Origin of the sequence: Mycobacterium sp. 852002-53434_SCH5985345 (genome assembly GCF_001667155.1) — a bacterium.
Taxonomy (GTDB): domain Bacteria; phylum Actinomycetota; class Actinomycetes; order Mycobacteriales; family Mycobacteriaceae; genus Mycobacterium.
In genome coordinates this window covers 188,016-211,800 of record NZ_LZIE01000090.1, presented here as the reverse complement: position 1 = coordinate 211,800, position 23,785 = coordinate 188,016, and the positions used below count along the sequence as shown (strand labels likewise).

Annotated in this window: 23 protein-coding genes, 1 pseudogene and 1 riboswitch; of the genes and pseudogenes, 12 read left to right on the top strand and 12 right to left on the bottom strand. The window is 68.1% G+C overall.

Translation table 11 applies throughout. The annotated features are described in order from the left end of the window. The first annotated feature begins 2 nt into the window (after positions 1 to 2). Positions 3 to 2,147 (top strand): 3-hydroxyacyl-CoA dehydrogenase NAD-binding domain-containing protein, encoded by a 2,145-nt coding sequence (locus A5756_RS22595; protein ID WP_066957647.1) that lies wholly within the window; start codon positions 3 to 5, stop codon positions 2,145 to 2,147. 110 nt (positions 2,148 to 2,257) lie between these two features. On the opposite strand, the gene A5756_RS22590 is transcribed toward A5756_RS22595, so the two are convergent. From A5756_RS22590 to A5756_RS22580, 3 genes are read right to left on the bottom strand one after another with little or no spacing between them, the layout of a single operon-like run. After that, on the bottom strand, positions 2,258 to 2,866 hold the full coding sequence (locus tag A5756_RS22590; RefSeq protein ID WP_066957645.1) for a class I SAM-dependent methyltransferase: 609 nt from the start codon (positions 2,864 to 2,866) through the stop codon (positions 2,258 to 2,260). Positions 2,867 to 2,895: 29 nt separating this feature from the next. Then, positions 2,896 to 3,756 carry an LLM class F420-dependent oxidoreductase gene (locus A5756_RS22585; RefSeq protein ID WP_066957643.1) on the bottom strand — a complete coding sequence of 287 codons (861 nt, stop codon included), beginning with the start codon at positions 3,754 to 3,756 and terminating at the stop codon, positions 2,896 to 2,898. Next, positions 3,747 to 4,988 (bottom strand): FAD-dependent monooxygenase, encoded by a 1,242-nt coding sequence (locus A5756_RS22580; RefSeq protein WP_066957641.1) that lies wholly within the window; start codon positions 4,986 to 4,988, stop codon positions 3,747 to 3,749. The genes A5756_RS22585 and A5756_RS22580 overlap by 10 nt, the downstream gene beginning before the upstream one ends. A gap of 123 nt (positions 4,989 to 5,111) precedes the next feature. Between A5756_RS22580 and A5756_RS22575 the strand changes: the two genes are divergently transcribed. Next, positions 5,112 to 6,101: an LLM class F420-dependent oxidoreductase gene (locus tag A5756_RS22575; RefSeq protein ID WP_066957634.1), complete on the top strand. Its 990-nt coding sequence runs from the start codon at positions 5,112 to 5,114 to the stop codon at positions 6,099 to 6,101. A 3-nt stretch (positions 6,102 to 6,104) separates the two neighbouring features. Here A5756_RS22575 and A5756_RS22570 read toward each other — a convergent pair whose 3' ends face one another. Further along, complete coding sequence (locus tag A5756_RS22570) at positions 6,105 to 6,398, bottom strand: putative quinol monooxygenase (protein ID WP_066957632.1); 294 nt, start codon at positions 6,396 to 6,398, stop codon at positions 6,105 to 6,107. A 150-nt stretch (positions 6,399 to 6,548) separates the two neighbouring features. On the opposite strand from A5756_RS22570, the gene A5756_RS22565 reads away from it, so the two are divergent. Together A5756_RS22565 and A5756_RS22560 are read left to right on the top strand one after the other, a co-directional pair. Continuing rightward, positions 6,549 to 6,962, top strand: a complete 414-nt coding sequence (locus A5756_RS22565; RefSeq protein ID WP_066957630.1) for a Zn-ribbon domain-containing OB-fold protein — start codon at positions 6,549 to 6,551, stop codon at positions 6,960 to 6,962. 46 nt (positions 6,963 to 7,008) lie between these two features. Next, on the top strand, positions 7,009 to 8,154 hold the full coding sequence (locus tag A5756_RS22560) for a thiolase family protein (protein WP_066957628.1): 1,146 nt from the start codon (positions 7,009 to 7,011) through the stop codon (positions 8,152 to 8,154). Positions 8,155 to 8,204: 50 nt separating this feature from the next. On the opposite strand, the gene A5756_RS22555 is transcribed toward A5756_RS22560, so the two are convergent. Both A5756_RS22555 and A5756_RS22550 read right to left on the bottom strand, forming a co-directional pair. Then, complete coding sequence (locus A5756_RS22555; protein WP_066957626.1) at positions 8,205 to 9,854, bottom strand: DNA repair helicase XPB; 1,650 nt, start codon at positions 9,852 to 9,854, stop codon at positions 8,205 to 8,207. Positions 9,855 to 9,888: 34 nt separating this feature from the next. Beyond that, the gene (locus A5756_RS22550; RefSeq protein WP_066957624.1) at positions 9,889 to 12,147 is read right to left on the bottom strand and encodes a helicase-associated domain-containing protein; all 2,259 of its coding nucleotides are present in this window, start codon (positions 12,145 to 12,147) and stop codon (positions 9,889 to 9,891) included. Between the two features lie 108 nt (positions 12,148 to 12,255). Here A5756_RS22550 and A5756_RS22545 point away from each other — a divergent pair, with 108 nt between their 5' ends. From A5756_RS22545 to A5756_RS22530, 4 genes are read left to right on the top strand one after another with little or no spacing between them, the layout of a single operon-like run. Continuing rightward, positions 12,256 to 12,456, top strand: a complete 201-nt coding sequence (locus tag A5756_RS22545; protein ID WP_156744849.1) for a hypothetical protein — start codon at positions 12,256 to 12,258, stop codon at positions 12,454 to 12,456. Positions 12,457 to 12,464: 8 nt separating this feature from the next. Further along, positions 12,465 to 12,992: a cyclic pyranopterin monophosphate synthase MoaC gene (gene moaC / locus A5756_RS22540; RefSeq protein WP_082948248.1), complete on the top strand. Its 528-nt coding sequence runs from the start codon at positions 12,465 to 12,467 to the stop codon at positions 12,990 to 12,992. After that, positions 12,992 to 13,474, top strand: coding sequence for a molybdenum cofactor biosynthesis protein B (locus tag A5756_RS22535; protein ID WP_066957822.1), 483 nt, complete (start codon positions 12,992 to 12,994; stop codon positions 13,472 to 13,474). Before moaC ends, A5756_RS22535 begins: the two co-directional genes overlap by 1 nt. Further along, positions 13,471 to 13,896, top strand: a complete 426-nt coding sequence (locus A5756_RS22530) for a molybdenum cofactor biosynthesis protein MoaE (protein WP_066957618.1) — start codon at positions 13,471 to 13,473, stop codon at positions 13,894 to 13,896. Before A5756_RS22535 ends, A5756_RS22530 begins: the two co-directional genes overlap by 4 nt. A 77-nt stretch (positions 13,897 to 13,973) precedes the next feature. Here the strand turns inward: A5756_RS22530 and A5756_RS22525 are convergent, their stop codons facing one another. From A5756_RS22525 to A5756_RS22510, 4 genes are all read right to left on the bottom strand, one after another. Further along, the gene (locus A5756_RS22525; RefSeq protein ID WP_066957616.1) at positions 13,974 to 14,831 is read right to left on the bottom strand and encodes a transglycosylase family protein; all 858 of its coding nucleotides are present in this window, start codon (positions 14,829 to 14,831) and stop codon (positions 13,974 to 13,976) included. A gap of 12 nt (positions 14,832 to 14,843) precedes the next feature. After that, a riboswitch (cyclic di-AMP (ydaO/yuaA leader) is annotated at positions 14,844 to 15,070 on the bottom strand. Positions 15,071 to 15,279: 209 nt separating this feature from the next. Next, complete coding sequence (locus A5756_RS22520; protein WP_066957614.1) at positions 15,280 to 15,558, bottom strand: MoaD/ThiS family protein; 279 nt, start codon at positions 15,556 to 15,558, stop codon at positions 15,280 to 15,282. 4 nt (positions 15,559 to 15,562) lie between these two features. Further along, the gene (gene moaA, locus A5756_RS22515) at positions 15,563 to 16,639 is read right to left on the bottom strand and encodes a GTP 3',8-cyclase MoaA (RefSeq protein WP_066957612.1); all 1,077 of its coding nucleotides are present in this window, start codon (positions 16,637 to 16,639) and stop codon (positions 15,563 to 15,565) included. Beyond that, the gene (locus A5756_RS22510) at positions 16,636 to 17,040 is read right to left on the bottom strand and encodes a YccF domain-containing protein (RefSeq protein WP_066957610.1); all 405 of its coding nucleotides are present in this window, start codon (positions 17,038 to 17,040) and stop codon (positions 16,636 to 16,638) included. Before A5756_RS22510 ends, moaA begins: the two co-directional genes overlap by 4 nt. A gap of 163 nt (positions 17,041 to 17,203) precedes the next feature. Here A5756_RS22510 and A5756_RS22505 point away from each other — a divergent pair, with 163 nt between their 5' ends. From A5756_RS22505 to A5756_RS22495, 3 genes are all read left to right on the top strand, one after another. After that, positions 17,204 to 17,617 (top strand): cold-shock protein, encoded by a 414-nt coding sequence (locus tag A5756_RS22505; RefSeq protein ID WP_066957608.1) that lies wholly within the window; start codon positions 17,204 to 17,206, stop codon positions 17,615 to 17,617. Positions 17,618 to 17,728: 111 nt separating this feature from the next. Further along, positions 17,729 to 19,657 carry an acyl-CoA dehydrogenase family protein gene (locus A5756_RS22500; RefSeq protein WP_066957606.1) on the top strand — a complete coding sequence of 643 codons (1,929 nt, stop codon included), beginning with the start codon at positions 17,729 to 17,731 and terminating at the stop codon, positions 19,655 to 19,657. A 27-nt stretch (positions 19,658 to 19,684) separates the two neighbouring features. Then, complete coding sequence (locus A5756_RS22495; RefSeq protein WP_066957604.1) at positions 19,685 to 20,689, top strand: glutathione S-transferase family protein; 1,005 nt, start codon at positions 19,685 to 19,687, stop codon at positions 20,687 to 20,689. Positions 20,690 to 20,714: 25 nt separating this feature from the next. Here the strand turns inward: A5756_RS22495 and A5756_RS22490 are convergent, their stop codons facing one another. Together A5756_RS22490 and A5756_RS22485 are read right to left on the bottom strand one after the other, a co-directional pair. Continuing rightward, complete coding sequence (locus A5756_RS22490) at positions 20,715 to 21,203, bottom strand: DUF2771 domain-containing protein (protein WP_082948247.1); 489 nt, start codon at positions 21,201 to 21,203, stop codon at positions 20,715 to 20,717. Further along, a complete protein-coding gene (locus tag A5756_RS22485) occupies positions 21,200 to 22,849 on the bottom strand; it encodes an MFS transporter (RefSeq protein WP_156659773.1) in 1,650 nt (549 codons plus the stop codon). Before A5756_RS22485 ends, A5756_RS22490 begins: the two co-directional genes overlap by 4 nt. A gap of 130 nt (positions 22,850 to 22,979) precedes the next feature. Here A5756_RS22485 and A5756_RS22480 point away from each other — a divergent pair. After that, positions 22,980 to 23,762, top strand: a pseudogene (locus tag A5756_RS22480) (DUF3027 domain-containing protein); the annotation flags it as partial. Positions 23,763 to 23,785: the final 23 nt, after the last annotated feature.

Below are 23,785 nucleotides of genomic sequence, written 5' to 3'. Positions count from 1 at the left end.
CCATGGCAGAGAACACCATCCAGTGGGATAAGGATGCCGACGGCATCGTCACGCTGACGCTCGACGACCCCACCGGGTCCGCGAACGTGATGAACGACGCCTACAAGGAGTCGATGCACAAGGCCGTCGAACGCCTTGTGGCCGAGAAGGATTCGATCACCGGCGTGGTCATCACGAGCGCGAAGAAGACCTTCTTCGCCGGCGGTGACCTGAAGTCGATGATCCAAGCCGGCCCGGAGAACGCGGGCGAGATTTTCGCCGAGGTCGAGGGCATCAAGCGCGACCTGCGGGCCCTGGAGACCCTGGGCAAGCCGGTGGTCGCCGCCATCAACGGCGCGGCGCTGGGCGGCGGCCTCGAGATCTGCCTGGCTTGTCACCGCCGCATCGCGGCCGACGTCAAGGGCCTCGTCCTCGGCTTCCCCGAGGTGACGCTGGGCCTGCTGCCCGGTGCGGGTGGCGTCACTCGTTCGGTGCGGATGTTCGGCATCCAGAACGCGTTCATGAACGTGCTGTCCCAGGGCACCCGGTTCAAGCCGGACAAGGCCAAGGAGATGGGGCTGGTCGACGAGCTCGTCGGCTCGGTCGACGAACTGGTTCCGGCCGCCAAGGCGTGGATCAAGGCCAACCCCGACGCGCACACCCAGCCGTGGGATGCCAAGGGCTACAAGATGCCCGGCGGCGCCCCGTCCAGCCCCGGGCTGGCCGGCATCCTGCCGTCCTTCCCCGCGCTGTTGAAGAAGCAGCTCAAGGGCGCGCCGATGCCGGCGCCGCGGGCCATCCTGGACGCGGCCGTCGAGGGTGCCCAGGTGGACTTCGACACCGCCAGCCGCATCGAGAGCCGCTACTTCACCTCCCTGGTCACCGGCCAGGTCGCCAAGAACATGATCCAGGCCTTCTTCTTCGACCTGCAGCACATCAACGGCGGGGGCTCGCGGCCCGACGGCATCGAGCCCGTCAAGATCAACAAGATCGGTGTGCTGGGCGCGGGCATGATGGGCGCCGGCATCGCCTACGTTTCCGCCAAGGCCGGGTTCGACGTGGTGCTCAAGGACGTCAGCCTCGAGGCCGCGCAGAAGGGCAAGGGTTACTCGGAAAAGCTTGAGGCCAAGGCGCTTCAGCGCGGCAAGACCACCGAGGAGAAGAGCAAGGCGCTGCTGGATCGCATCACGCCGTCGGCCGACGCCGCGGACTTCAAGGGCGTCGACTTCGTGATCGAGGCGGTGTTCGAGAGCCAGGAACTCAAGCACAAGGTGTTCCAGGAGATCGAGGACATCGTCGAGCCGAACGCTCTGCTCGGGTCCAACACTTCGACGCTGCCGATCACCGGTCTGGCGACCGGCGTCAAGCGGCAGGAGGACTTCATCGGGATCCACTTCTTCTCACCGGTCGACAAGATGCCGCTGGTCGAAATCATCAAGGGCGAGAAGACTTCTGACGAGGCGTTGGCCCGCGTGTTCGACTACACGCTCGCCATCGGCAAGACCCCGATCGTGGTCAACGACAGCCGCGGCTTCTTCACGAGCCGCGTCATCGGTACCTTCGTCAACGAGGCCTTGGCGATGCTCGGTGAGGGCGTCGAACCCGCCAGCATCGAGCACGCCGGCTCGCAGGCCGGCTACCCGGCCCCGCCGCTGCAGCTGTCCGACGAGCTGAATCTCGAACTGATGCACAAGATCGCGGCCGCCACCCGTAAGGGCGTCGAGGACGCGGGCGGTACCTACGAGCCGCACCCGGCCGAGGCCGTCGTGGAGAAGATGATCGAGATCGGACGCCCGTCGCGGCTGAAGGGCGCGGGCTTCTACGAGTACGTCGACGGCAAGCGCACCGGGCTGTGGCCGGGCCTGCGGGAGACGTTCAAGTCCGGTTCGTCGCAGCCGCCGCTGCAGGACATGATCGACCGGATGCTGTTCGCCGAGGCGCTGGAAACGCAGAAGTGCCTCGACGAGGGCGTGTTGACGTCGACCGCAGACGCCAACATCGGGTCGATCATGGGCATCGGCTTTCCGCCGTACACCGGTGGGAGCGCGCAGTTCATCGTCGGCTACGAGGGTGCGGGCGGTACGGGCAAGGAAGCCTTCGTGGCCCGTGCCCGCGAGCTGGCAGCCAAGTACGGCGACCGCTTCCTGCCGCCCGACTCGCTGGCCTAGGTCTCGCGGTCGCGAAAGCCCCCGAAGCGCTTGTCTTCGGGGGCTTTTGCGTGCGCTGACACGCGGGACATAAAACGTTGCGACGGCGTACGGCGTGTCATCGCACCTGGTTATGTGTCTCGATGCTGGAAGAGGTAGTACCGTGCCGGCGTCTTCTCGGCGCGGTCCAGCTCGCGCTCGTCGCCGGCCGACAGCATCGTCCAGGTGGGCGCGAAGCGTCGTTCCATCTCGGTGTGGTCGATGCCGCGCACTCCCACCCTGCCGCCGGGAACGAATGCGACGATCAGCAGTCGCGCATCGGGGCCCGCCACCGCGCTGATCTCCCGGACATAGGCCTCACGATCGTCGTCGCTCATGTTGTGCAGGCAACCGTTGTCGACAATCAACTCGAAGTTCGAACCGACGCCGGTCCGGCTCAGCTGTGTGACGTCGGCCTGGACGAAGTCGACCGCCGCGCCGGCGGCCCCGGCCTTGGCGCGTGCCCGCTCGAGGGGCTTGGCGACGAAGTCGACCGCGGTGACCTTCCAACCGTGCTGGGCGAGATAGATCGAGCAGTCACCGGTTCCGCACCCGACTTCGAGGGCCGAGCCCCGCGGGAGCGCAGGCGTGTCGGCCGTCCCCTCGACCAGGTTCCGCACGCTCTGCGCGAGCGGGTGACCGTCCCAGGGAGTGAAGCCGATGCGGTAGAAAATCCGAAACAGCGTCTGCTTGGAAGCCATACCCCACCCTAAGCGTGATCGCCGCGGGGTTACTTGGAGGCGGCGGCGATTCGGCGCCATTGCTCGCGCGGGAACACCTTCGGGTCGGCCAGCAGCACCTGGACGCACACATGGTCGGCGCCGGCCGAACGATGCTCGGCGACCCTGCGCATGATCGCCTCCTCGTCACCCCACGCGATGATGGCGTCGAAGAGCCGATCGCTGACCTGGGTGAGGTCCTCTTCGGCGAACCCGGTGCGCAGCAGGTTGTTGGCGTAGTTGGGCAACGCCAAATACGCCCGCAGCCAGTCGGTTCCGATGCGTCGCGCCTCGTCGGCGCTGTCGGTCAGGATCACCGTCTGCTCCGGCAGCAGCAGGGGGCCCTCGCCCAAAGTCGAACGGGCCGAGGCGGTGTGGTCGGGGGTGACCAGGTAAGGGTGGGCCCCGCGGGCGCGGGTTGCGGCCAGGGTGAGCATCTTTGGACCGAGCGCGGCGAGGACCCGACTTTCGGCCGGTACGGGACGTGGGGCAGCATCCAGCCCGTCCAGGAACGCCGCCGTGGCCGCCAGCGGTTTGCGGTACCGCCCGGGCTGGCCCGCGTCGATCAGCGGTGCGTGGCTGACCCCGATGCCGAGTAGGAAGCGGTCCCCATGTTCGGCGGTCAAGGTCGCATAGGAGTCAGCGACATCGCTCGGCGCATGCATCCACAGGTTGAGGATCCCGGTTGCGATCACGGTCCGCTTGGTGGCGGCGAGCAAGTTGCCGACCGCGTCGAACACCGGCCCGCCAACGTCGGGTATCCACAGCGCCGGAAAACCCAATTCGTCCAATTCCGCTGCCGCCTCAGCGGATTCAGACGGATTACCGTATCGCAGTTGGCTGCTCCAGATTCCCACACCGGCTAGTTCCATCGGCGGTCTTTCCTTTCGTTCGCTTGTAGGTCGGTCGCGCTGTAGTCGGGCACCGCCATCGAATCGTGCATCCGGACGCCGTTGGCGTTCAGCTTCGCCAGCGACCGCGAAAGCGACCCGGGCAACAGCGAAATCAGTCGGGCGCCATGGGTCAACGCCCACACTCCGAGTCGCGAGCCGGGGATGATGCCCTTGGCGGCGCCGCGCGCAAAGGCCCGGCTGCGGTGCACCGGTTCACGCATCTGCAATTCGTAGGCCGCGAACGCGCGCAGGTGGTCGCCGTTCGCCCCGGCGAGCTCTCCGGCCAGTACGTAGGCGCCAAGCACGGCAAGGCTGGTGCTGCCGCCCACCGCGGGTCCGGGGCAGTATCCCGCGTCGCCGACGAGGGTCACCCGCCGCCGGGACCATCGGTCCAGCCGCAGTTGGCTGATCGAATCGAAGTAGAACGTGGCCGTGCGGTCGACTTCGCCGAGCCAATCGTCCACCTGCTCGTGCATGTCGGCGAAAGTGTCGCGCAGGATTGCCTTCTGCCGCAGCGCATCCCGATGGTCATAGTCGAGCTCTTGTTTGGTGCGGAACAGGAAGACGGCGCGCGCGTCGTCCAGGTGCTCGGCGGTGTAGATTGCCGCGAGGCGGCCCACGCCGACGTGGCAGGTCATCTCGCCCTGGCCGGCCAGTGCCTTGGGCGCCGATACCACCGCCAGATAGCCGCCGAGGAATCGGGTGAGGTTGGCTTCGTCGCCGAAGGTCAGCTGTCGGACGTTGGAGTGCAGCCCGTCTGCGCCGACGACGACGTCGAACCGGCGGGCCGGGGCATCCTCGAACGTCACCTCGCCGTCGTGGTCGATCGAGGTGATCGAGTCCCCGAATAGGTACTCGACGTCGTCGCGACCGGCGGCGTAATAGATTTCGCTGAGGTCGTCGCGCATGATCTCCACGTGCCGGTCGGACGTGGCGGCGTAGATCTTGGTGAGGTCGATCTCGATGGGCCGGGGCCGGCCTTCCCGATGCATGGTCATGCGGTTCGTTCCGGTGGCGAGCGCCTCGATCTGAGGCAGGACACCCATCTCCGCCGAAATCTCCATCGCGGGACGGAACAGGTCGACGGCGTGGCCGCCGGTCTTGCGCAGGGTGGGCGCGCGCTCGACGACGGTGACGTCGAAGCCGCGACGGTTCAGCCAGTAGGCCAGCACCGGGCCGGCGATGCTGGCGCCGGAGACCAGTACGCGCACGCCGACCTCCCGCTTGCTTGTCGATGGGTAAGCCTAGCGGGGGCCTGGGGAGGGCTGCCCGCGGCAGCGGAGGGAATTGCCTTCTGCGCTGTGGCGGTGGGCGGCGGGTTAGAGTCCGTTGCTATGCGCTTCGGTCTCTTCATCCCGCAAGGTTGGCGAATGGATCTGGTCGACATCGAACCGGAGAAGCACTGGGCGGTGATGCGCGACCTGGCTGTCTACGCCGACAGCAGCGCGTGGGACTCGCTGTGGGTCTACGACCATTTCCACACCGTCCCACTGCCGACGGGTGAGGCCACGCACGAGGCGTGGTCGCTGATGGCCGCGTACGGGGCGGTCACGTCGCGGATCAAACTCGGCCAGATGTGCACCGCGATGAGCTACCGCAATCCGGTGTACCTGGCCAAGGTCGCGGCGACCGCCGACATCATCTCCGGTGGGCGGATCCAGATGGGCATCGGCGGTGGCTGGTACGAACATGAGTGGCGCGCTTACGGTTACGGATTCCCGTCGGCCGGCGTGCGGCTGGCCCGGCTGGACGAGGGCGTACAGATCATGCGTGCTGCCTGGCGCGACGGCAAGGTCAGCTTCGACGGCAAGCACTACCAGGTGGACGGCGCAATCGTTTCCCCTAAGCCGCTGCAGGACAACGGGATTCCGCTGTGGATCGCCGGTGGCGGTGAGAAGGTGACTTTGCGCATCGCCGCGAAATACGCGCAGTACACCAACTTCGCGCCCGAGCCCGAGGCGTTCGCGCACAAGTCCGAAGTGCTGGCGCAGCACTGTCAGCAGGTGGGCAGCGACTTCGAGGCCATCGTGCGGTCGGCCAACTTCAACGCGGTCGTCGGGACCTCCGACGCCGACGTCAAGGACAGGCTGCGGCGCGTCCGCGACCGGGTCGTCCGGTACGTGCCCGAGGCGGCCGCCGACGCGATGCTGGCCGCCGGCAGCGGACCCGATTCGGCGACGGGCACACCGGAACAGGTGATCGAGCGGATCGCCAAGCTCCGCGACCTCGGGTGCGAATACGCCATCTGCTATTTCCCGGAGGCCGCGTACGACCGCTCCGGCATCGAGTTGTTCGAGCGCGAGGTGATTCCCGCGCTCAGCTAGCCGTCAGATGTCGGAGGTGACATACCTCTTCTTGACGGGAGGCTCGGCCAGCAGCGGCGGCAGGTCGGTGAGGCGGCCTTCGCCGGCGCGAAACGCGCGATAGGCCTCGTCCTGCTCGACCGTGTCCCACAGTTCGTAGATCAGCCAGTGGGTTTCGTCGTCCTCGTCGACGAGCACGTCGGTACCGAGGTTCCCGGGAAACGCCCGGGTGTCTTGTAGAGCCCGGCCCATGACGTCGCGCGCCTGCGGCACGGCGTCGGGCTTGAATTTCAGTTCGAGTATCACCGTGACTGGCATGGTCGTCTCCTCGGTTGCGGCGGCGATCCCAACCTATCTGCCCGGCGCGGCCAAGAATGAGAATGCGGTTTCCACTTATCGGAAAGCTGTTATACGGTTCAGTGAGCAACATTCTGTCGGCACACCGTGGACGCTTCTGGAGGATCCCCGATGCAAAAAGCGCTCGCCCCCGAGATCTCGACCTGGCCCGACGAGAGCCCACAGCTGATCGGCAGCCGGTGCGGCAGCTGCGGCGCCACCACCTTTCCGGTGCAGCAGTGGTGCCCGCGCTGCAGCCTTGGCGAGATGACCGACGTGTTGCTGCCGCGCCGCGGAACCCTCGTCGCGTGGACCACGCAGGGCTTCCCGCCCGGGGCGCCCTATGCCGGCCCGACCGGCAAGGACTTCGTTCCGTTCGGCGTCGGGTTGGTCCAGCTTGATGACGTCATCCGGGTCGAGGGGCGGTTGACGGAGAACGACCCGGCCAAGCTGGAGTTCGGCCAGGAGGTCGAGCTCACCATGATTCCGCTGACCACCGACGAAGAGGGCGCCGAAATCATGACGTTCGCGTTCCAGCCGGTCTAGTGGCGATCGCAAGCGCGGCCCACCAGCTACCCAGGAGAAGGTTGAGATGACCAACGATGTCGCCATCATCGGCGTGGGCCTGCATCCGTTCGGCAGGTTCGACAAGACTGCGATGCAGATGGGCGCCGAGGCGATTCAGTCGGCGCTGAGCGACGCCGGCGTGGACTGGAAGGACATCCAGTTCGGTTTCGGCGGCAGCCACGAGGTGTCCAACCCCGACGCGGTGACTCGCCTGGTCGGTCTCACTGGCATCACGTTCACCAACGTGTTCAACGCGTGCGCCACCGCGGCCAGCGCCATCCAGCAGACCGCCGACACCATCCGGCTGGGCAAGTACGACATCGGCATCGCCATCGGGCTGGACAAGCATCCGCGCGGCGCGTTCACCGACGACCCCGCCAAGCTGGCGCTGCCGCAGTGGTACGCCCAGAACGGGCAGTTCGTCACCACCAAGTTCTTCGGGATGAAGGCCAACAAGTACCTGCACGACCACAACATTTCGCAGGCCACCCTGGCGAAGGTGGCGGCAAAGAACTTTCGCAACGGTGCGCTGAACCCGAATGCGTTCCGGCGCAAGCCGATTGCCGAGGAAGAGATTCTCAATTCGGCCGTGCTCAACTACCCCTTGACCCAATACATGTTCTGTGCGCCCGACGAGGGGGCCGCGGCGGTGATCATGTGCCGCGCCGACATGGCGCACAAGTTCACCGACAAGCCGGTGTACGTGCGAGCCTGCGAGATCCGCACCCGCCGCTACGGTGCCTATGAAGTACATGCCACCTTCGCGCCGCTCGACGAGGACGTCTCCCCGACCGTCTACGCGGCCAACGCGGCCTACGAGGCGGCCGGCATCGGCCCCGAGGACGTCGACGTCGCCCAGCTCCAGGACACTGACGCCGGCAACGAGGTCATCCATATGGCCGAGACGGGCCTCTGCGCCGACGGCGAGCAGGAGAAGCTGCTGGCCGACGGCGCCACCGAGATCCACGGCTCGATGCCGGTCAACACCGACGGGGGGTTGATCGCGAACGGCGAGCCGATCGGCGCGTCGGGGCTGCGGCAGATGCACGAACTGGTGCGCCAGCTGCGCGGTGAGGCGGGCGAGCGCCAGGTGCCCGGCAGCCCGCGCGTCGGCCTGGCCCAGGTCTACGGCGCGCCCGGAACCGCCTCGGCGACCATCTTGTCGCTCTAGTAGCTGGCGGGCGCAGACGCAGCAAGCGGGGCGAGTTCAGCTCGCCGGGCCTAAATCGCCGGGCCCAGAAGGTCGTCGGCGTCCCGGATGATGTAGCCGTAGCCCTGCTCGGCCAGGAAACGCTGCCGGTGCGCCGCGTACTCGGCGTCCAGGCTGTCGCGCGCCACCACGGAGTAGAAGATGGCGCCACCACCGTCGGCCTTGGGTCGCAGCAGCCGCCCTAGCCGCTGCGCTTCCTCTTGGCGTGAGCCGAACGTACCCGAAACCTGCACCGCCACAGAGGCTTCCGGCAAATCGATGGAGAAGTTGGCGACCTTGGACACCACCAGCGTCGACACCTCACCGCGGCGGAACGCGTCGAACAGCTCTTCGCGTTCCTTGGTTCGGGTGGACCCTTGGATCACCGGGGCGTTCAGCTCGGCACCCAGCTCGTCGAGCTGGTCGAGGTAGGCGCCGATCACCAGCGTCTGCTCGCCGGGATGCTTGTCCAGGATAGACTTCACCACGGCGATTTTCGAATGCGCGGTTGAGCAAACCTTGTATCGCTCCTCGGGTTCCGACGTGGCATAGATCATGCGCTCGTTGTCGGTCATGGTGACGCGCACCTCGACGCACTCGGCCGGGGCGATCCAACCCTGGGCCTCGATGTCCTTCCACGGCGCGTCATAGCGCTTGGGGCCGATCAGCGAGAACACGTCGCCCTCGCGGCCGTCTTCCCGGACCAGTGTGGCGGTCAGCCCGAGGCGGCGCTTGGACTGCAGGTCGGCGGTCATCCGGAACACCGGCGCCGGCAGCAGGTGGACCTCGTCGTAGATGATCAGCCCCCAGTCGCGGCTGTCGAAGAGTTCCAGATGCCGGTACTCGCCCTTGGTGCGGCGGGTGATCATTTGATACGTCGAGATGGTGACGGGCCGAATCTCCTTGCGTTCTCCCGAATATTCGCCGACCTCGTCCTCGGTCAGCGAGGTGCGCGCCACCAGTTCGCGCTTCCACTGCCGCGCCGCGACGATGTTGGTGACCAGGATCAGGGTCGTCGCGCTGGCCTTCGCCATCGCGGCCGCGCCAACCAGCGTCTTGCCGGCCCCGCACGGAAGGACCACCACGCCGGACCCGCCGGACCAGAACGAATCGGTGGCCATCTGCTGGTAGTCGCGCAGGTGCCAGCCCTCCTGCGCCAGGCTGATCGCGTGCGCCTCGCCGTCGACGTAGCCCGCGAGATCCTCTGCGGGCCAACCGATCTTGAGCAGCATCTGCTTGACGCGGCCACGCTCGCTGGGGTGGACGACGACGGTGTCATCGTCGATCCGGGCGCCGAGCATGGGTGCGATCTTCTTGTTGCGCAGCACTTCCTCGAGCACGGCCCGGTCCAGGCTCAGCAGCGTCAGGCCGTGCGCCGGGTGTTTGACCAATTGCAGCCGGCCGTAGCGGGCCATGGTGTCGACGATGTCGACCAGCAGCGGCTGGGGCACCGCGTAGCGCGAGAAGCTGACCAGCGCGTCGACGACCTGTTCGGCGTCGTGGCCGGCGGCGCGTGCGTTCCATAGCGCCAACGGTGTGATGCGGTAGGTGTGCACGTGCTCGGGCGCGCGCTCCAGCTCCGCGAACGGCGCGATGGCGGCGCGCGCCGCACCGGCCTGCTCGTGGTCGACCTCGAGCAGCACCGTCTTATCGGACTGCACAATCAACGGGCCGTCAGTCAATGGCGCGGCTCCTTTTCATTTCTCGCGTGATCCATTATCGGCCGTCGGCCGATACCACCGACGTGATGCGGTGGATGGCAAAGTCGCGCAGTCGCCCCGACGCCGAGTCGAAGGCCGTCAGCTGACCCCCCCGAACGGTGATCGGCGACACAACCCGCTGAGTGGCGACACCCGCGGCATCCAAATAACCGATCACCAAGGTGTCTTGTTCCCTGGCCGCGCGCTGCAACAACGCCATGGTGACCGCCGGGTCGACGCGATTGTTGCCGAACGGCGCGGCGGTCACCTTCCGCAGCACCGCCACCACCGCGTTCAGGCTCTCGCTGTTGGGCCGCGGCATCGGTCGGTAGGGCCGCCGCTGTTGCGGGGTGGCCACCCGGGCGCCCCGGGGACGGACGTCGACGATGGCGCCGGTGGAGTCCTCGGCCGCCGGCGCGAAGCCCGCCGCACGCAGCGCGACGAGCACCTCGCTGATCGGCGCGGGGGACACCGCGACCGTCGGGGCCAGGGCACGCAGTTGCACCCCTTCGGTGGCGGGCGCGGAAACGGCCTGGGCCAGCAGCACCGGGTCCTCGCACCGCACAAACGTGGCCGCCATGCCGATCCGCAGCTGGCCATGCCGGCGTGCGACATCGTCGATGAGGTAAGTAAGGCCCTGTGGGACAGGTGTTTTGGAGTGCTTGGCGAACAGGGCATGCATCCAGTCGCGGGTCTTCCCGACGTCAAGCGCGTGCCGGATCGTCTGCTCGCTGACGCGGTACACCATCGCGGTACCGGCCGACTCGACGGTGGCCACCGCGGCCAGCTGCTCGGCGAGGTCGCGCTGCAGTGGCCCCGGCACCACCACGGTCAGGTCGGCTTGGACCAGGAAATAATCGATCGGTCGGGGCAGGGCCCGCGCCATGGCGTCGATAGCGGCCTGGGAGTCGGCGCCCTCGTCCAGCAGGGCGCGGCCGGGGGTGCTCAGCGCCCCCCGCCCCACCAGGCCCAGCGCGTGGCTCTCGGCCAGCAGATCACCCACCGGCCCGGGCTGCAGCCGCTTCGCCCAGCGGGGGCGCCGCCAGATGAGTGCCGCCGACGCTTCGACCGCGCTGACACCGGCGCCCGGCGGCAACTGGGCCAGCGTGCTCAGCAACAGCCGGCGATCCAGCGGCGCCGCCGTCGAGTACAGCGCATCCGTGAGCGCGCCATAGGGTTTGGCGTCGGGTCCCCGGGTTCCGATCAGAGCCGGCCGGCTGGGCAGGTCCAGCCAGCTAGTGGCCAGCAACTGCCAGCGCTCGGCGGTGGACAGCGCGGCGAACCGGTCGACGGCCACCGTCGGTGCCCAGTACGGTCCGTCACCCGTCGCCGGTTCCGGATCGGGCATCCCGCTGGCGATCAAGCCTGCCGCGGCCGCCACCTCGAGAATCAGGCCCAGCCGCGACTCGTCGATGCCGGTCACCTTGCTGAGCCGTTTGACCTCACGAATTCCCAGCCCACCGCTGCGCAGCTCGGAAATCGGTGTGGCGGCGAGCGTTCCGAGCAGCACGTCGAGTTCCCGCAGCAGATCGATGGTGGCCCCGGCCGCCGCCGCGTCAACGTCGTCGGTGGTGGTCGTCGACCTCACCGGATCGGGCGCCGTCAGCCGCATGGGACCGGGCTGTTCGCCGCGCAGCACCTGCCCGACGTGGCGGGGCAAGATCACCGTCTCGGCGTCGATGCGTCGCAGCAGCCCCATCGCCAGCAGCTGGGGCACCGGGCGGTCCGCGGGTGCGCCGGGCGCGGCGTCACGGGTGCGGCCCATCGGGGAACCCTCGAGAAGCTTTTTAAGCACGTCGAGCTGGGCCTGGCTCAGGCCGTCGATGAGGTTGGCGATCTCCTCGCCGCTTCGCGAGGCGTCCTCGAGGGTGACCTGTCCCGGGTGCCACGGCAGGGCCGTGCCGGCGTCGGGGGCCACGCGGAGCGCGGCGTCGCCCCAGACCAGGGCGCGCTCCCGGAGATCGTCCAACGCCCCGACCACGTCGGCCTCGGGGGCACGCTCACCGATCAGCGCCAGCAGTTTCGGCGTCGGCACCGGCGCGGCATCGGCCTGCAGCACCAACAGCGCGTCGAGCACCGCCAGCCGCAGGTAATCGAGGTCGTCGGTGGCGGCCTTCACCGACTGGCGTGCCTGAGCGCGCGCCGCGAGCGCGGCGATGCTGCCGGGCGGGGGCTGGGCGAGGTCCGGCCGCAGCTCTAGCAGTCGGATCAGCCGCTCGTCGGGCAAGTCGGCCAACCACGACCCCAGCGGGATATCCGGGGTGTTGTCGGTCATTGCTGACCAGCGTAAAACAGTCGGCGGGTCGCCAGCAGGCAACGAATGAGCGGTCCAACTGGCGGTCTTGCGGGACACGCGCGAGAGTGACCTGTCAGAATGGACGGCGTGGCTGACACTGCTGAGGGTAAAGCGCGCAAGACCAGGTATGTCGACAACGGCTGGCCGACGACGGACCACGACGACCACGCGGTGAGCGAACTCGCGACCGACCGGACGGGTGCGTTGTCGCCCTTCGGCGAGCTGGTGTTTCCGCTGCCCTCCACTGACCTGCCCTACCTGCACCCGGTCACCGTCGTTAACCGGTAGGCGCCAGGATGGCTAGGGCCTCTGAGGCCGCCAAGCCCGCGGCGACCTGGGCGTCGGAAGAATCCCCCTCGGGCGCGCTGTCACATCTGGACGATCGTGGGGCGGCGCACATGGTCGATGTCAGCGGCAAGGGAGCCACCAAGCGAACCGCCGTCGCCGCGGGTTCCTTGCATACGTCCCCGCACGTGGTGGAGCTGATCTCGGCCGGGGGCCTGCCCAAGGGCGACGCGTTGGCGACGGCCCGGGTGGCGGGCATTCTGGCGGCCAAGCGCACCAGTGACCTGATCCCGCTCTGCCACCAGTTGGCGCTCACCGGCGTCGACGTCGACTTCACCGTGGGGGAGTCCGACATCGAGATCACCGCGACGGTGCGTAGCACCGACCGCACGGGTGTCGAGATGGAGGCGCTGACCGCCGTGAGTGTGGCCGGTCTGACGCTCTACGACATGATCAAAGCGGTCGACCCCGCCGCGCGCCTCGATGACATTCGGGTGCTGCGCAAGGAAGGCGGCAAAACCGGAACGTGGGTGCGGTGATGAGCGCCCAATCCGCCCGCGTCATCATTGCCTCGACCCGCGCGTCGGCCGGGTTGTACGACGATCGGTGCGGGCCGATCATCGCCGAATGGCTTGGACAGCGCGGATTTTCGTGCGCCGAGCCGGAGGTGGTCGCCGATGGCGAACCGGTCGGCGCGGCCCTGCGCAAGGCAGTCGACGACGGGGTCGACGTCATCATAACGTCCGGGGGCACCGGCATCTCGCCCAGCGACAGCACGCCCGATCAGACGGTGGCGGTGCTGGACTACATGATCCCGGGGCTGGCCGACGCCATCCGCCGGTCCGGCCTGCCGAAGGTGCCGACCTCGGTGCTGTCACGCGGTGTGTGTGGCGTGGCGGGTAAGACCCTGATCGTCAACCTGCCGGGTTCGCCCGGCGGCGTGCGCGACGGCCTGGGCGTTCTCGCCGATGTGATCGATCATGCGCTCGATCAGCTCGCCGGCGGAGACCACCAGCGATGACGCTCGTCGTCCGCGCGGCCATGACCGATCATCCGATCGTGCTGGCCGAGCACGAAGAGCTCGTAGGCCACCAGTCGGCCGGCGCCATCGTCGGCTTCGTCGGCATGATTCGCGATCACGACGGCGGCCGGCGGGTGGTGCGGCTGGAGTACTCCGCGCATCCGTCGGCCGAACAGGTCATGGCGGAGGTAGTGGCCGATATCGCCGAGCAGTCGAGCGGGGTGCGCGCCGTGGCGGCGAGCCACCGGACCGGGGTGCTGCACATCGGGGAGGCGGCGCTGGTGGCCGCGGTCGCTGCCGACCATCGTCAGGAGGCATTCGCCGCCTGCGCGCTTCTGGTGGACACCATCAAGGCGCGGCTACCGGTGTGGAAGCACCAGTTCTTCGACGACGGAACCGAAGAGTGGGTCGGCTCGGCGTAAGGCCGTAGCGATTGGAATGCCGGCACGCCCCGAAGCGGGAACGTTCGAGGCGTGCCGGGCAGTCTGGCGGGCGGAACTCAGGCGGACGGCTGCGCGATCGCGTCCAGCGCGTCGTTGCCCTGAATGTCCTGTGCCCTGATGGCGTCCCACAGCTGCTTCGTGTAGCCCACCGTGGAAACCTGCTGCGGCATGTCGGCCGGCACGAAACCGCGGAAGTCGTTGTCGACGACGGGCGCGTCCGCAGGAGGCGCGGGCGGCAGGTCCGCAGGAGGCGCGGGCGGCAGGTCCGCAGGAGGCGCGGGCGGCACGTCGGCGGGCGGCGCGGGCGGCATGGCGTCGGCCGGGGGTGCGGGCGGCAGGTCCGCAGGAGGCGCGGGCGGGACGTCGGCCGGGGGTGCGGGCGGCAGGTCCGCCGGAGGTGCCGGATGGTCGAATCCCGTCAGCTGCACCGGCGCGGGGGGCGGCGGGGCGTCTGGCGGAGGCGCATCGGCGGGCGGGGGAGCCAGCGGTGCCGGCTGGCCGTTGAGTCCTGGCGCGTCCAGAGCGGCGGGCGCCGGAGCCTCGCGCGGCGTCGGGCCCGACAGCGGGCCACCGCACACGGGCCACGCGCCACGGCCCTGAGTGGCCAGCACGCGCTCGGCGACGGCGATCTGCTGGTCCTTGGTGGCCAATTCGGCCGACGGGGCGTACTGGCCGCCGCCGTGCGCGGCCCAGGTGCTCGAGCTGAACTGCACACCACCGTGGTAGCCGTTGCCGGTGTTGATTCCCCAGTTGCCGCCCGACTCACAACGGGCTACCTGGTCCCATTCGCCGTCGGTGGCCGCGGCCGCCTGGCCGGCCAGGGCGATGCTGCCGCCACCGAGGACCGCGCCGGTGACGGCGATCTTGGCGACGCTGATGTTTGACGTGCTGGGCTTACGGTGACGTCCACTCATAGGCCGTGAAGGATCCTCTCGTGTCACGCGCCTGCGAGGTCAGCTGTCGGGTTCGGGTTGGAGAGGCCACCCGGCCGTCATCGAACTCAGTGCGTATCCACTGCGAAACGACGTCGGCTTCACCCCAAGGGGCCGTATACGGCCCCGGTCCGATCACGGTGGACCGGTGGGTCCCCCGTCTCCATCCACGTAGGTCGGTGGGCCCCCGCCTATTGGATGGAGCTCGGCGCGATAGGGAGGGGAGGTCCGCCAATTCGGTTGTCTTGGCGAGCCTTCGGAGAAACGTAGCGGTTTCTGTTGGTCCCGTCACGTTCTGCGACACCCGGCGTTTCCCTCTCGGCCATGTGCGAAAACCCGAGGAACGCGCGGTATCCACGCAGGTCACCACGCCCGATATCGGAGCGTGATTGCGCCGTTATCATTCCGTTACGTGACGCATTTCACAGTTTTAGCCGCCGGCGAAGGGCGGTAGAACGTCGATCGTGTTGCCGGCGCGTAACGTTGCGGTCTCGTCGCGGACCGCGACCCCGTCGCACAGGTAGGAGCATCTGCTCAACACGGCGGCGAGGCGAGAGCCCTGCACGGCGAGGCGCCCAACCAGCTCGGCCACCGTCGTTCCCGGCCGCACCACCAGCGTCTCCGACTCGGCCCCAGCGGCCGCCCGCGCGGCCGCGAAATAGCGCACGGTCACCTGAATCCCGTCTTGCTGGACGGCGGCCTGACCCATCGGGCTAGCCACCGATCGCGCTCATCGGACGGTCGGGCTGGATGAAGTTCGGGTCGTTGATGCCGTGACCGGCCGGCTTGCCCCACATCGCGACGCGCCACGCGGTCTCGATCGCGTCGTCGGACGCACCGCTGCGCAGCAGGGTTCGCAGATCGGTTTCCACGGCCGAGAACAAGCAGCTGCGAACCTGGCCATCGGCCGTGAGACGGGTGCGATCACACGCCGAGCAGAACGCATGGGAAACCGACGCGATGACACCAAACTTCCCGCTCGGCGTGCCCGGGCCGGTGTCGACCAGCCACAGCTCGGCGGGTGCCGAGCCGCGCGGCGCCGGGTCCGGACGGAGCCGAAAGTGCGGGCGCAGCGCGTCGAGCACATCGTCGGCGCTCAGCGCCGCGCCCCGGCGCCACTGGTGGCCGGCATCCAGCGGCATCTGCTCGATGACCCGTAATTGGTAGCCGTAATCGAGGCAGAACCGCAGCAGCGCGACGACGTCCTCGCGACCGGTGACGGGGTCGAGCACGGCGTTCACCTTGACCGGCGTCAAGCCCGCGTCATGGGCGGCGGTCAGGCCGGCGAGCACCTCGTCGAGCCGGTCCCGTCGGGTGATCGCCGCGAAATGTTCGGGGTCCACAGTGTCCATCGAGACGTTGACGCGATTCAGGCCTGCCCTGGCGAGCGCGGCGGCCCGCCGCGCCAGTCCCACGCCGTTGGTGGTCAGTGAAATCTCGGGGCGCGGTCGCAGGCCGGCCGCCGCCGCGACCACCTCTTCGAGGTGCCGCACCAACAGTGGCTCGCCGCCGGTGAACCGCACGCTGGTCACACCCAAGCGGGTGACGGCGATGTGCATCAGCCGCGCCAGCTCATCGGGGCGGAGCAGGTGGTCGCCTGGCAGCCAGTTCAAGCCCTCGGCCGGCATGCAGTACGTGCAACGCAGGTTGCAGCGGTCGGTCAGCGAGACGCGCAGGTCGGTGGCGACGCGCCCGTAGGTGTCCACCAATGGGCCCGCGGTCGGCGCGTCCGGCGCGTTCCCCGCGGTGCGGCCCGGCACCGACGGCACACCCAACGCGGTCGCCGTCATGCGACCACCCCCGGGTAGTGCGACGGCGAAGTGACCGGGACTATCTGCTTGCCCAGGGGCATCAATGAAACCGGGATCAGTTTGAGGTTGGCCAACGCGAGCGGGATGCCGACGATGGTGACCGCCATCGCCAGCGCGCTGACCAGGTGACCGATCGCCAGCCATAGGCCGAACAACAGCACCCAGATGACGTTGCCGATGAGGGCCCCCGTTCCAGCAGTCGGTTTGTCGACGATCGTGCGGCCGAACGGCCACAACGCGTACGAGGCGATGCGCAGCGACGCGAAGCCGAACGGGATGGTGATGATCAGCAGAAAGCTGACGAGCGCCGCAACCACGTATCCGGCGGCCATCCACAGGCCGCCGAACACGAGCCAGATGATGTTCAGGATCAGGCGCATATCTCCTCCACCGGTAATGCCCAGCGTACCGAGTAGGCAATAACGGGGGTGCTCGCGAGGCAAGCACCCGAGTAGGATCTACAGACCAAACGGCGTCCTGCGCAGGCGGGACGCTTATTGTGTTGGCCATTCTATTGATCCGTTAGACAAGCAGGTGAGACCAGTGCCGACCGGCAAGGTTAAGTGGTACGACGCCGACAAGGGGTTCGGGTTCCTGTCGCAAGAGGACGGCGAAGACGTGTACGTCCGCTCGTCGGCGTTGCCCGCTGGGGTCGAGGGGCTCAAAGCGGGCCAACGCGTGGAGTTCGGCATCGCATCCGGGCGGCGCGGGCCTCAGGCGCTGAGCCTCAAGCTGATTGAGCCGCCGCCCAGCCTCACCAAGGCCCAGGGTCGCCGTGATGTGCCCGCCGAGCACAAACACAGCCCGGACGAGCTGCACGGCATGGTCGAGGACATGATCACGCTGCTGGAGGGCGCCGTGCAGCCCGAGTTGCGCAAGGGTCGCTACCCGGACCGCAAGACGGCCCGACGGGTTTCCGAGGTGGTGCGAGCGGTCGCCCGGGAGCTCGACGCCTAGCTTCGGTCGCCGCCGCGCGCCCGAGCGCTACCCGCTTGCGTGGACGGGGTGAGGAAGTGCCGGTCACGGGGTACTCCCACCTCGCCGCGGTTGTCGAGCAAGGAGGCTGCGATGGCACAGCAAGCGCAAGTCACCGAGGAGCAAGCCAGGGCGCTGGCCGAGGAGTCTCGCGAAACCGGTTGGGATAAACCATCTTTCGCAAAAGAGCTGTTTCTCGGCCGTTTTCCGTTGGAGCTCATCCACCCTTTTCCCAAACCATCGGACGCCGACGAGGCGCGCACCCGCGCGTTTCTCGACAAGTTGCGCGACTTCCTTCGCAGCGTTGACGGCAGCGTCATCGAACGCGACGCGCAAATTCCCGACGAGTACGTGAAGGGTCTAGCCGAGCTGGGCTGTTTCGGCATGAAAATCCCGTCGGAATACGGCGGCCTGAACATGTCACAAGTGGCCTACAACCGGGCGCTGATGATGGTTTCCTCCGTTCATCCCAGCCTCGGTGCGCTGTTGTCGGCCCATCAGTCGATCGGCGTGCCGGAGCCGCTCAAACTCGCCGGAACCCCGGAGCAGAAGAAGAAGTTCTTGCCCCGGTGTGCCGCCGGCGCCGTATCGGCGTTTCTGCTGACCGAACCGGACGTGGGCTCCGATCCGGCCCGACTGGCCTCAACAGCAACACCCGTCGAAGACGGGTCCGCCTACGAGCTCGACGGCGTGAAATTGTGGACCACCAACGGTGTGGTCGCCGAACTGCTGGTCGTGATGGCCCGGGTGCCCCGCAGCGACGGGCACCGCGGTGGCATCAGCGCTTTCGTTGTCGAGGCCGATTCACCCGGGATCACCGTGGAGCGGCGCAACAAATTCATGGGGTTGCGCGGCATCGAGAATGGGGTGACCAGGCTGCACCGCGTTCGGGTGCCGAGTGAAAACCTGATCGGCCGCGAGGGCGACGGATTGAAGATCGCGCTGACCACGCTCAACGCCGGGCGGCTGTCGATTCCCGCGATCGCGACGGGTTCGGCTAAGTGGGGTCTGAAGGTGGCGCGCGAGTGGGCAGGCGAGCGCGTGCAATGGGGCAAGCCGCTGGCCGAGCACGAAGCGGTGGCCCACAAGATCTCGTTCATCGCCGCGACCAACTATGCGCTCGACGCGGTGCTCGAGCTCTCCGGGCAGATGGCCGACGAAGGGCGCAACGACATCAGGATCGAGGCGGCCTTGGCCAAGCTGTGGTCCAGCGAGATGGCGTGCATCATCGCCGACGAGGTCATGCAGATCCGCGGTGGTCGCGGCTATGAGACGGCGGAGTCCCTGGCCGCGCGCGGCGAACGCGCGGTGCCGGTCGAACAGGTATCGCGGGACTTGCGGATCAATCGCATCTTCGAAGGATCCAGCGAGATCATGAGGCTGCTCATCGCCCGGGAGGCGGTCGATGCCCACCTGTCGGCGGCCGGCGACCTCGCGAAGCCTGACGCTGGTTTGCGGCAGAAGGCCGCGGCGGCGGTCGGTGCCAGCGGGTTCTACGCAAAGTGGTTGCCCCAGCTTGTTTTTGGGGAAGGACAGCGACCCAGGGCTTACAGCGAATTCGGACCGCTGGCGTCGCACCTGCGGTTCGTCGAACGCTCCTGCCGCAAGCTGGCCCGCAACACCTTCTATGGGATGGCGCGCTGGCAGGCCAAACTGGAGCAGCGTCAGGGATTCCTCGGGCGCATCGTCGACATCGGTGCGGAGCTGTTCGCGATGTCCGCGGCCTGTGTGCGGGCCGAGGCCCAACGCGCCGTGGACACGGCGGTCGGTCAACAGGCCTACGAGCTGGCCGATATGTTTTGCCGGCAGGCCGCCCTGCGGGTCGAGGCGCTGTTCGACGCGTTGTGGACCAATACCGACGACTGCGATGTCCGGCTGACCCGCGACGTGGTTCGGAGCCGTTACACCTGGCTCGAGGACGGCATCATCGACCAGTCCGAGGGAACCGGCCCGTGGATCGCCCACTGGGAGCAGGGCGCATCAACCGAGACGAACCTGGCTCGGCGATTTCTGGGTTCCTAGCCGACATTCGAACGAAACAAGGGAGACATGGCCGCCTACGTTGCCGGAAAAGGTGACTTCAACCGCGACACCAACTACATCACCACCCGCGTCACGGCCGACGGGCGCGACGGTTACCCGGTGGAGCCCGGCAGGTACCGGCTCATCGTCGCCCGCGCGTGTCCGTGGGCCAACCGCGCCATCATCGTCCGGCGGTTGCTGGGGCTGGAAAGCGTTCTCTCCATTGGATTTTGCGGCCCGACCCACGACGAACGCAGTTGGACGTTCGATCTCGATCCCGGGGGCGTCGACCCCGTGCTGAAGATCCCGCGGCTACAGGACGCCTATTTCAAGCGCTTCCCCGACTACCCGAAAGGCATCACGGTCCCCGCGATCGTCGACGTCCCGTCCGGCGCGGTCGTCACGAATGATTTCGCGCAGATGACGGTGGATTTCTCGACGGAATGGACCGCCTACCACCGCGACGGTGCGCCCGAGCTGTACCCCGAGCGGCTGCGCGCCGAGATCGACGAGGTGAACAAGCGGGTCTACACCGAGATCAACAACGGCGTGTATCGATGCGGCTTCGCCGGCTCACAAAAGGCCTATGACGCGGCGTACGATCGGCTGTTCGCCGCGTTGGATTGGGTCAGCGACCGCCTGGCCGATCAGCGATATCTGGTGGGCGACACCATAACTGAAGCCGACGTGCGGCTGTTCACCACGCTCGCCCGCTTCGACCCGGTCTACCACGGGCACTTCAAGTGCAACCGAAGCAAACTGAGCGAGATGCCGGTGCTGTGGGCGTATGCGCGCGACCTGTTCCAGACGCCTGGGTTCGGCGACACCATCGATTTCGTTCAGATCAAGCAGCACTACTACATCGTGCACGCCGACATCAACCCCACCGGCATCGTGCCAAAGGGGCCGGACCTGACGGGCTGGCTGTCGCCGCATGGTCGAGAGGTATTGGGCGGCAAGCCTTTCGGGGAGGGGGCGCCTCCCGGTCCGCCGGTCGAAGGGGAGCGGGTGCCCGCCGGGCATGGCGCCTGACCGGGCTGGCGCCCGGCGTCGGCGCTCAATAGTTTAGGCGCACTGACCATTCCGCGTGCGGGACGTCCCGCAGCTCACCGGCCGGGTCCACCACGAGCGTCAGCAACTGCACGACTATTCCGACCAGCCGCCCGCGATGCGGGTCGACCGGGGGGATGGTGACCGCGAAGCGGGTGTTCGGCCGAAAGATGGTGCTGGTGGTGTTGGTTGGGTCCTCGTACACCTGCAGCAATCGCCAGGGCGCCCGATAGATCGCGTCGGGCACCGAGAGCTGAACCGGGTAGCGCTCACTGACCTTCAGTTCGCCCTGGGCTTGCGGCGTGTCGCATTGGTCGAGGTTGAGCACGCTGCAGTACAGGTAGGGCCCCACCCTCGCGAGGTGGCCGTGTGAATACGCGCTGATCTCCGGGCGCTGCGGACCGGACGGGCGCGCCAACAACCAGGTGCCGACCCCGACGGCCACGCACAACAGAGTCATCAGGCCGGCGAGCAGCACGGCCACGCCGCGTTTCACTCAGGCACCACCGCCGGGCTGCCGCGGCGCACGCCCTCTTGCTCGACCATGACCGGCCTATTACCTCCGAGGCCCGGAATGAGTGAATTCCCTTGGAAGCTGACCAGCGTCTGCGCCAACCCCAGGATGAGTATCGCAGTGACCGCGGTGAAGCCAACCCACAGCTCCGTGTAGACCAAGACGCCCACGGCGCCACCCAGCACCCAGGCCAGCTGCAGCGTCGACTCCGATCGCCCGAATCCCGAGGCCCGCGATTCCTCGGGCAGGTCGTTTTGCAGCGAGGCGTCCAGCGAGGCCTTCGCGATGGCGCTGGAGCCCGACGTGACCAGGGTGGCGATGACGGCGGCCGCCAGGGTGCCCGCCACCGACGCCGCCAGCGCGACTGCCGAGACCGCCAGCGTGCAGCGGACCACCAGCACGGCCGGCCGGCCCAACTGCAGGCGTGCGGCGGCGAAGTTTCCGGCGAAGTTGCCGATGCCGGCCGCTGCCCCGATCATGCCCAGCATGCCCAGCTGAACCCAGCCGCTGGCTTGGTGCGCTTTGGCGACGAACGCCGGGTACAAGAACAGGAAGCCGACCATGACCTTGATGGTGCAGTTGCCCCATAACGAGGTAATGATGTTGCGGCCCAGCGGTTGTCGCAGCGTTCCGCCGACCCTCTTGACTTCCTCGGGCCAGGTCCGTCGCTGCGGTTCGCTGTCCTGGCGGTAGCTCAAGGTGGCCGGCACCTCGCCCGCCGTCACCTCGACCCAGCGCGGGATGCGCATCGACAGCGCCGCCCCGGCGATGGTGACCGCGATGACGACGAACAGCGCGCCGGGCAGTTTGAACAGGTGGGTGCAGACGAACTCGACGCCGGCCGCGATGGCCCCGCCGGCGATGGTGCCACCCAGCAGACCGAACACCGTCAGCCGCGAGTTGACCCGCACCAGGTCGATGGTCGGCGGCATGACCCGCGGCGTGACGGCGCTGCGCAGCACGCTGAACGACTTGGAGAACACCATCATGGCCAGCGCGCACGGGTAGAGCACCCACGACGGGTAGCTCCCGCTGGCGCCGTCGTAGTTCATGATCAGCACCAGCGCCAAGGCTGTCCGCAAAACGAACGATCCGGCGAGCGCGACCCGCCGACCGTGCTGCAGCCGGTCCAGCGCCGGGCCGATCAGCGGCGCGATGACCGCGAACGGCGCGATGGTGATCAGTAGATACAACGCGACCCGGCCCTTGCTTTCTCCGGTGGCCGCGGCGAAGAACAACGTGTTGGCCAGCGCCACCGCCATCGCGGCGTCCACCGCGAAGTTGGCGACCACCGGCCAGGTGAGCGCGGTCAGGCCGGATTTGTCGGCGCCGTCGGCCGTGGCGGCACGCTGCACCATCCAATACATCCGCGAACCCATCTCGCGGCTTCGCTGCGCCGCGGCGCGGGTGACGGTGACCCGCTCGCCGGCGGCGGCACGTGGTGGTGCGCTATCGCTTCGATCCGGTTCCGGGGGTTGCCCGATGGGCGGAAGGTAGCGATTGGCGCTCGGCATCGGCGGCGGGCGATGCGCTCGGCGATGGCCGGCGTCATCCGCGGGGTAATTGGCCATGCCCGGGTGCTGATTGGAAGCCCCATTGCGGGGCCGGCGGCCGGGAGTGGGGGCCACGCGGCCCGGATCGTCACGCCGCCGTCCAGACACGTTCCGATTCTCCCCTATGCCGACGACATGCGTCTGCAGGTAACGGGGCGTGGCACGCCAACCTAGTATTGGAGACGCAATGCAGGAAGGGGACAGCGTGACCGGGTCCATCGAGGAATCCGCCGTGGCTACCGTGGCCGAGTGGCACGAGGGGCTGGCGGCCGTGCTCACTGGCGCGGTGGACCAGGCCAGGGCCGCCGTCGTGGAGTTCAGCGGGGCGGAGGCGGTCGGCGATTACCTGGGCGTCAGTTACGAGGATCCGGCGGCCGCGACCCACCGGTTCCTGGCGCATCTACCCGGTTATCAGGGTTGGCAATGGGCTGTCGTCGTCGCCGCACATCCCGGTGCCGACCACGCCACGATCAGCGAGGTAGTGCTGATCCCGGGTCCGACGGCGCTGCTGGCGCCACGGTGGGTTCCGTGGGATCAGCGGGTGCGCCCGGGGGACCTGAGCCCCGGTGACCTGCTGGCGCCCGCGGCCGACGATCCGCGGCTGGTGCCCGGCTACACGGCCAGCGGTGACGCTCAGGTCGACGAGACCGCCGCCGAGATCGGGCTGGGCCGGCGCTGGGTGATGAGCGTCCTTGGCCGCGCGGAGGCGGCCGAACGGTGGCACACCGGCGACCACGGGCCCGACTCACCGATGGCGCGGTCCACCAAGCGGGTGTGCCGCGACTGCGGCTTTTTCCTGCCGCTGGCGGGATCGCTCGGCGCGATGTTCGGCGTGTGCGGCAACGAATTGTCGGCCGACGGGCAGATCGTCGACAAGCAGTACGGTTGCGGCGCGCATTCGGATACGCCTGCTCCGGCCGGTACGGGTTCGCCCGCGTACGAGCCATACGACGACGGCGTGCTCGACGTCGTCGAAGCGCCGTCCGAGCCGTCCGAGCCGGCAGAGGCATC

Bases quoted from the DNA above. Each gene is read 5' to 3' on its own strand.
- A5756_RS22585 (WP_066957643.1), bottom strand. From the start codon at position 3,756: ATGGAACTAGCCGGTGTGGGAATCTGGAGCAGCCAACTGCGATACGGT.
- A5756_RS22510 (WP_066957610.1), bottom strand. From the start codon at position 17,040: ATGCGCCTGATCCTGAACATCATCTGGCTCGTGTTCGGCGGCCTGTGG.
- moaC (WP_082948248.1), top strand. From the start codon at position 12,465: ATGGCTAGGGCCTCTGAGGCCGCCAAGCCCGCGGCGACCTGGGCGTCG.
- A5756_RS22520 (WP_066957614.1), bottom strand. From the start codon at position 15,558: ATGGGTCAGGCCGCCGTCCAGCAAGACGGGATTCAGGTGACCGTGCGC.
- A5756_RS22535 (WP_066957822.1), top strand. From the start codon at position 12,992: ATGAGCGCCCAATCCGCCCGCGTCATCATTGCCTCGACCCGCGCGTCG.
- A5756_RS22550 (WP_066957624.1), bottom strand. From the start codon at position 12,147: ATGACCGACAACACCCCGGATATCCCGCTGGGGTCGTGGTTGGCCGAC.
- A5756_RS22565 (WP_066957630.1), top strand. From the start codon at position 6,549: ATGCAAAAAGCGCTCGCCCCCGAGATCTCGACCTGGCCCGACGAGAGC.
- A5756_RS22560 (WP_066957628.1), top strand. From the start codon at position 7,009: ATGACCAACGATGTCGCCATCATCGGCGTGGGCCTGCATCCGTTCGGC.
- A5756_RS22595 (WP_066957647.1), top strand. From the start codon at position 3: ATGGCAGAGAACACCATCCAGTGGGATAAGGATGCCGACGGCATCGTC.
- A5756_RS22575 (WP_066957634.1), top strand. From the start codon at position 5,112: ATGCGCTTCGGTCTCTTCATCCCGCAAGGTTGGCGAATGGATCTGGTC.
- A5756_RS22530 (WP_066957618.1), top strand. From the start codon at position 13,471: ATGACGCTCGTCGTCCGCGCGGCCATGACCGATCATCCGATCGTGCTG.
- A5756_RS22500 (WP_066957606.1), top strand. From the start codon at position 17,729: ATGGCACAGCAAGCGCAAGTCACCGAGGAGCAAGCCAGGGCGCTGGCC.
- A5756_RS22525 (WP_066957616.1), bottom strand. From the start codon at position 14,831: ATGAGTGGACGTCACCGTAAGCCCAGCACGTCAAACATCAGCGTCGCC.
- moaA (WP_066957612.1), bottom strand. From the start codon at position 16,639: ATGACGGCGACCGCGTTGGGTGTGCCGTCGGTGCCGGGCCGCACCGCG.
- A5756_RS22590 (WP_066957645.1), bottom strand. From the start codon at position 2,866: ATGGCTTCCAAGCAGACGCTGTTTCGGATTTTCTACCGCATCGGCTTC.
- A5756_RS22570 (WP_066957632.1), bottom strand. From the start codon at position 6,398: ATGCCAGTCACGGTGATACTCGAACTGAAATTCAAGCCCGACGCCGTG.
- A5756_RS22495 (WP_066957604.1), top strand. From the start codon at position 19,685: ATGGCCGCCTACGTTGCCGGAAAAGGTGACTTCAACCGCGACACCAAC.